Here is a 6,264-nt window from a genome sequence, read left to right on the forward strand (position 1 = left end):
GCCCCGGCTCACGCTCGTCGGCGTCGCGGGCGGGGACGAGACAGACATGGAGCTCCCTTCCCGGGGCATGGCGATGCCCGGGTCCGTGAAAGATTTGATTATGGAAGTATACGCATCTGCAGGTGATGTCGGTCGAGAGGGGCGGTGGTGATGCGCGACACTGCACCCATGCCGCAGCAGGACGACGACGACCGCCTCGCCGATCTCGCGGACGCCGTCCTCGACCTGGCCCGCAAGCTCGACGCGACGCAGGCCTCCCTCCGGGACGTGCCGCTGACCGGCACCGAGACCACGGTGATCCGCGCGGTGCTGAACCGCCCCCGCAGCACCCCGACGCAGGTGGCGGCCGCGACCGGGCTCCGGCGCAGCAACGTCAGCACGGCGGTGCGCGCCCTGGAGGCCGGCGGTCTGGTCGTGCGCGAGCACGCGGCGGCCGACGGCCGGGTCGTCGAGCTCGTGCCCACCGCCCGGGCGGAGGAGAGCCTGCGGCACCTGCGCCGGTTCTGGGCGGAGCGGCTGGGAGAGGCCCCCGAGTCTCTGCGCGCCGCGGCCGTGCGCGCGGCGCCGGACCTCGCGGCGCTCACCGAGGCGCTCGCGCACGACGCGGACTGACCCGCGCCGGGGGGCTGTTCCCTTCCCACCAGGACCGCCGCGGAGCACACTGGCGCCATGCCCGCGGACGACGACGTCTTCGGCCCGGCCCTGGCGCGCGCCGACGCCCATGCCCGGCAGTGGCTCGCCGCCGCCGCCGACCGCGCTGTGCCGCCCCGGCTCACCCCCGCCGAGGCGCTCGCCGCCGTCGACGCGCCGCTGCCCGAGGGGCCGACGCCCCCGGACGCCGTGGTGGACGAGCTCGCGGCGCTCGCGGAGCCGGGGCTGATGACGTTCGGGTCCGGCCGGTTCTTCGGGTGGGTGGTCGGCGGCACGCAGCCGGCGCCGCTCGCGGCCGACTGGCTCGTGAGCGCGTGGGACCAGAACGTCGGCATGCGGGCGATGTCGCCGGGCGCCGCCGCGGTCGAGGAGGTCGCCGGCCGGTGGCTGCTGGACCTGCTGGGGCTGCCGGCGGGGTCGGACGTGGGGTTCGTGACCGGCGCGACGTCCGCGAACCTGACCGGGATCGCCGCCGGCCGGGACCAGGTGCTCCGCACGGCGGGCTGGGACGTCGAGCGGGACGGGCTCGCGAGCGGCCCGCGGGTGCGGGTGCTCGTCGGGGCGGAACGGCACGTGAGCGTCGACCTGGCGCTGCGCTACCTGGGGCTCGGCGTGCCCGAGGAGGTGCCGGCCGACGACCAGGGCCGGATCGACGCCGGCGCGCTCGGGCGGGCGCTCGCGGCGGGGACCGGGCCGACGATCGTCTGCCTGCAGGCGGGACACATCCACTCCGGGGCGTGGGACCCGATGGCCGAGGCCGTCGCCGCCGCGCACGCCCACGGCGCGTGGGTGCACGTGGACGGGGCGTTCGGCCTGTGGGCGGCGGCGTCGCCCCGGCTGCGGCCGCTCCTCGCCGGCCACGAGGGCGCCGACTCGTGGGCCACGGACGCGCACAAGACGCTGAACGTGCCGTACGACTGCGGGATCGCCGTGGTCGCCGACCCCGAGCCGCTGCGCCGAGCGATGGGGGTCCAGGTCGGGGCGGCCTACCTCGCCGCGTTCCAGCAGGCCGCTGACCCGCTGGACAAGACGCCGGAGATGTCCCGCCGGGCCCGGGGCGTGCCGGTGTGGGCGGCGCTGCGGGCGCTCGGCCGGTCGGGGGTCGCCGCGCTCGTCGACGGCCTGGTCGACCGGGCCCGTGCCATCGCCGAGGGCCTGACGGAGGTGCCCGGTGCCGAGGTGCTGAACGACGTGGTGTTCACCCAGGTGTCGGTCGCGTTCGAGGACGACGAGCGCACCCGGCGCGTCACCGCGCGCGTGCTGGCCGAGGGGGAGGCCTGGATGTCGGGCTCGCGGTGGCGCGGGCGCGACGTGCTGCGGGTCTCGGTGAGCAACGCGGCCACGACGGAGGAGGACGTGGAGCGCGCGGTCGCGGCGGTGCGCAGGGCGGCGTCCGCGGTCTGAGGTGGGCCCTTCCCTCGCCCGGCGGGGCTGATCACGGTAGAACGGGCCCATGACGGTCCTGCACCGCGAGGTCGAGCGCACGTACGCCGCTGCCGACGACGCGACGCTGCCGTCGCTCGCCGCCCTCGTCGCGGGGGCGGACGGCTCGCTGCTCGACCCGGGCACGCCGGCGACCGAGAGCGGCGGCGCGGTGCACCTCGCGGCGACGTACTTCGACACCGCCGACCTGCGGCTGGCCGCGGCAGGACTGACGCTCCGGCGCCGGACCGGCGGCCACGACGCGGGGTGGCACCTCAAGGTGCCGGCCGGCCCGGACGCCCGGACGGAGGTGCGGTTCCCCCTGGGGCGTGCGGTCCGGACCGTCCCCGCGCCGCTGCGCGCGCTGGTGCAGGCCCGCACCGGCGGGGCGGTGCTGCGCCCGGTCGCCGAGGTGACCACCGAGCGCCACAAGCACCGGCTGGTCGACGCCTCGGGCCGGGTGCTGCTGGAGCTGGCGGACGACCGGGTCACCGCGCGGCGGGTGCTGCCCGCCGGCGGGAGCGGCGACGCCCTCGGCGCGGTGCAGTCGTGGCGCGAGGTCGAGGCCGAGGTGGTCGACGGGCCCGAGGAGCTCCTGGGCGTGCTGGACGCCGCGCTGCGGGAGGCGGGGCTGCGGCCGGCGGACGTGCAGTCCAAGCTCGCGCGGGTGCTCGGGACGCGGCTGGGGGAGCGGCGGGACGAGTCGTCGCGGCTGCGGCGGAGCTCACCGGCGGGTGAGGTGGTCCGCGTGTACCTGGCGCAGCAGGTCGAGCAGGTGCTGGCGCAGGACCTGGCGGTCCGGCTCGGCGCCCCGGACGCGGTGCACCAGACGCGCGTCGCCACGCGCCGGCTGCGCAGCGCCCTGCGGACGTTCGCGCCGTTGCTCGACACGACGGTGACCGGGCCGCTGCGTGACGAGCTCCGGTGGCTCGCGCGCGAGCTCGGCACCGTGCGGGACGCCGAGGTCCTGCGGGACCGGGTACGGGCGGCCGACGTCGCCGCCGGGCCGGTGGCCGACGCGGGGCCGGACGAGCTCGAGGACGACCGGCGGGCCGCGCACGACCGCGTGCTCGCGGAGCTGGACGGCGAGCGGTACCACCACCTGGTCGTCGCCCTCGCGGCGCTCGCCGCGTCGCCGCCGCTGCGGGCCCGGGCCGCGGCACCGGCCCGCACGGCGCTGCCGCGGCTCGTCGCCCGCCGCGACGCCCGGGTGCGTCGCCTGCTGAAGCGCGCCCGCCGGGCGCCCGCCGGCCCGGAGCGCGACCGGGTGCTGCACGAGGCGCGCAAGGCCGCCAAGGCCGCGCGCTACGCCGGCGAGGCGGTCCGCCCGGCGCTCGGCAAGCAGGCGGCGGCATATGCCCGGGCCCTGGAGGCGGTGCAGGAGGTGCTCGGCGAGCACCAGGACGCGGTGATCACGCGGGAGCGGCTGCGGGAGCTGGCCCGGCGCACGGCGAGCACGGAGGCGGCGTTCCGGTACGGGCGGCTGCACGCGCTCGAGGAGGAGCGCGCCGAGCAGGCCCAGCAGCGGATCCGGCCGACCTGGAAGGCGGCTCGCGGCGCGGGACTGCGTCGGTGGCTGCGCTGAGGTGGAGACTGCGCTGAGGTGGTCGCTGCGCTGACGCGGAAACCGGGCGACGCCGGGGCGCGCGCGTCCGTACGGTGACGCCGTGCACCTGCGACCCGAGACGCCCGCCGACCACGACGCCGTCCGTGCGCTGCACCGTGCCGCGTTCGGGGACCACGGGCGCACGGTCGCGGACCTGACGGACGACCTGCGCCCCGGGATCGCCGTCACCGGCGGTGCCTCCGTCGTCGCCGACGACGACGGTCGGGTGATCGGCCACGTCATGCTGACCGCCGCGTGGCTGGACGCGCCGCCGCGGCTCGTGGACGTGCTGGTGCTGAGCCCGCTCGCGGTGCACCCGGCCGCTCAGCGCCGCGGCACCGGGAGCGCGCTCGTCCGGCACGTTCTCGCGGTCGCGCAGGACCAGAGCATCCCGCTCGTGCTCCTGGAGGGCGACCCTGGCTACTACGGACGGCTCGGCTTCGTGCTCGCCGCGACGCTCGGCGTGCGGTCGCCGTCGCTGCGCATCCCCGAGGGCGCGCTCCAGGCGGTCCCCCTGGCAGGGCACGCGCCCCGGATGACCGGCACGCTCGTGTACCGGGACGTGTTCTGGCGGCACGACGCGGTGGGGCTGCGCGCGTAGCCGTCACCGGTCCGCGCGCGGCCCCGCCGCGTCAGACCCGGAACTGGCCGACCAGCTGCTTGAGCTCCGTCGACATCTGCGCGAGCGAGACCACCGCGCGCTGCGACTCGGACGCGCCCTCGGTGGTGAGGTCCGCCGCGCCCGCGACGCCGGCGATGTTCGCGGCGATCTCGCCCGAGCCGGTGGCGGCCTCGGACACGCTGCGGTTCATCTCGGCGGTGGTGGCGGTCTGCTCCTCGACCGCGCTGGAGATCGACAGCTGGAAGTCGTTGATCTGCGTGATGATGCCGGTGATCTCGCCGATCGCCCCAACCGCGCCGTGCGTGTCCTCCTGGATGGACTCGACGCGGCGGGCGATGTCCTCCGTGGCCTTGGCGGTCTCCTGCGCGAGCTCCTTGACCTCGCCGGCGACCACCGCGAACCCCTTGCCGGCCTCACCGGCGCGCGCGGCCTCGATGGTGGCGTTGAGCGCCAGGAGGTTCGTTTGCTCCGCGATCGTCGTGATCATCTTGACGACGTTCCCGATCTCACGGCTGGAGTCGCCGAGCCGGTCCATCGTGGTGGTCGTCGCGGTGATGGCGGCGACGCCGCGGCCGGCCACCTGCGCGGCGCGCGACGCGCTCTGGGCGATCTCCTGGATCGACGCGCCCATCTGCTCGGACCCCGCGGCGACCGTCTGCACGTTGCGGGAGACCTGCTCGGCCGCGGCGGACACGACGCCCGCCTGGGCGGCGGTCTCCTCGGCCGACGCGGCGATCTGGCCGCTGGTGGCGGACATCTCCTCGGCGGCGGAGGCGAGCGACGCGGAGGACAGGTCGATCGTGGCGATCACCTCGCGCAGGTTCGCCACCGCGGAGTCCAGGGCGGCGGCCGTCCGGCCGACCTCGTCGCGGGAGTCCAGTCCGGCGGTGACGGTGAGGTCACCCCGGGCCAGCGCGTCGGCGAGGGCCTGCACGCGCTGCAGGCCGCGGACGATGGAGCGGGCCACGACCGTGCCGAGCCCCAGCGCGAGGCCCACGCCGACCACGAGCACGACGAGCATGACCGTGCGGCTGGCGCGGTACTCGGCGGCCGCGGTCTGCGCGGCCGCCGCGGCGTCGGCCTCCTCGCCGTCCACCAGGGTGGTGACGCTCGTCGACATCGCGTCGAGGATGGGCTGCGCGACCGTGTCGCGGATCTCGGCGAACGCCTCCGGGTCGCCCTCGCGGCTGGCCACGAGCATCTGGTTGTCGCGGACGTCCACGTACTCCGCGAGCGCGGCCTCGAAGTCGGCGAGCGCCTGCTCGTCGTCGGCGTCCAGCGCGAGCCCGTGGTAGGCGGCGAGCGCTGCGCGGAGCTCCTGCTCGCTGGCGGCGATCTTGTCCTCGAAGCCGGCCATCACGGCCTCGTCGGTGGACAGGACGTGGTTCGTGACGTCGAGGCGCATCTGCACCATCGCGCGCCGCATCGTCGAGGCCTGCTGCAGACCGGCGAAGTTCTGCTCGTACATCGCGGCCGTCGCGGCGTTCGTGGTGGCAAGCGACGAGATGCCGACGACACCGACGACGCCGCCGACGAGCGCGGCCAGCAGCACCGCGGCGAGGATGCGCGTGCTGACGCCGCGGTCGCGCACCCACGACGCGAGCGACGGGCGGGAGCTCGAAGTGCCACGGCTCGTTGGCGTACGTCGAGCAGAGCCCCAGGTCGGGCGCGTGCTCGACCAGCCAGTACGCGCCGGCGGTCGGCCCGACGTCGACCGCGAGGCCCTGCACGTGCGCCGACCGGTCGGGGGGCAGCACCCAGCGGTGGGCCTCGTCCGGGTCGCCGTACCGGTCGAGCGCGTCGGCGACCAGCCGCTCCTGCTCCTCGACGGTGCGGCGGCCCGAGGTGAGCGTGAGCTCGACGCCGTCGGCGGCGGCCGCCTCCTGCGCCGCGCGGAACCGTTCCGCGAGCAGCGGGTCGAGGGCGTCGATCGCCGGGTCGGGGTCCGGTAGGCGGGTGGGGG

The 6,264-nt window shown here is 76.7% G+C and carries 5 protein-coding genes and 1 pseudogene; 4 read left to right on the forward strand and 2 right to left on the reverse strand.

Annotated elements, in window-relative coordinates; all coding sequences use genetic code 11:
• Nucleotides 1-168 precede the first annotated feature (168 nt).
• The 4 genes from KJP73_RS18410 (at nt 169) to KJP73_RS18425 (ending at nt 4,280) form a co-directional block, all read left to right on the forward strand.
• Nucleotides 169-612: a MarR family winged helix-turn-helix transcriptional regulator gene (locus KJP73_RS18410; RefSeq protein ID WP_213284338.1), complete on the forward strand. Its 444-nt coding sequence runs from the start codon at nt 169-171 to the stop codon at nt 610-612.
• A gap of 57 nt (nt 613-669) precedes the next feature.
• A complete protein-coding gene (locus KJP73_RS18415) occupies nt 670-2,055 on the forward strand; it encodes a pyridoxal phosphate-dependent decarboxylase family protein (RefSeq protein WP_213284339.1) in 1,386 nt (461 codons plus the stop codon).
• Nucleotides 2,056-2,104: 49 nt separating this feature from the next.
• Nucleotides 2,105-3,658, forward strand: a complete 1,554-nt coding sequence (locus tag KJP73_RS18420; RefSeq protein WP_213284340.1) for a CHAD domain-containing protein — start codon at nt 2,105-2,107, stop codon at nt 3,656-3,658.
• A gap of 82 nt (nt 3,659-3,740) precedes the next feature.
• The gene (locus tag KJP73_RS18425; protein WP_213284341.1) at nt 3,741-4,280 is read left to right on the forward strand and encodes a GNAT family N-acetyltransferase; all 540 of its coding nucleotides are present in this window, start codon (nt 3,741-3,743) and stop codon (nt 4,278-4,280) included.
• 31 nt (nt 4,281-4,311) lie between these two features.
• Here KJP73_RS18425 and KJP73_RS18430 read toward each other — a convergent pair whose 3' ends face one another.
• Nucleotides 4,312-5,892: a methyl-accepting chemotaxis protein gene (locus KJP73_RS18430; RefSeq protein WP_213284342.1), complete on the reverse strand. Its 1,581-nt coding sequence runs from the start codon at nt 5,890-5,892 to the stop codon at nt 4,312-4,314.
• A 160-nt stretch (nt 5,893-6,052) separates the two neighbouring features.
• Nucleotides 6,053-6,232, reverse strand: a pseudogene (locus tag KJP73_RS19765) (peptidase M15); the annotation flags it as partial.
• Nucleotides 6,233-6,264 lie beyond the last annotated feature (32 nt).

The organism is Cellulomonas hominis, from assembly GCF_901521055.1.
Classification (GTDB): domain Bacteria; phylum Actinomycetota; class Actinomycetes; order Actinomycetales; family Cellulomonadaceae; genus Cellulomonas; species Cellulomonas endometrii.

Bases quoted from the DNA above. Each gene is read 5' to 3' on its own strand.
- KJP73_RS18410 (WP_213284338.1), top strand. From the start codon at position 169: ATGCCGCAGCAGGACGACGACGACCGCCTCGCCGATCTCGCGGACGCC.
- KJP73_RS18415 (WP_213284339.1), top strand. From the start codon at position 670: ATGCCCGCGGACGACGACGTCTTCGGCCCGGCCCTGGCGCGCGCCGAC.
- KJP73_RS18420 (WP_213284340.1), top strand. From the start codon at position 2,105: ATGACGGTCCTGCACCGCGAGGTCGAGCGCACGTACGCCGCTGCCGAC.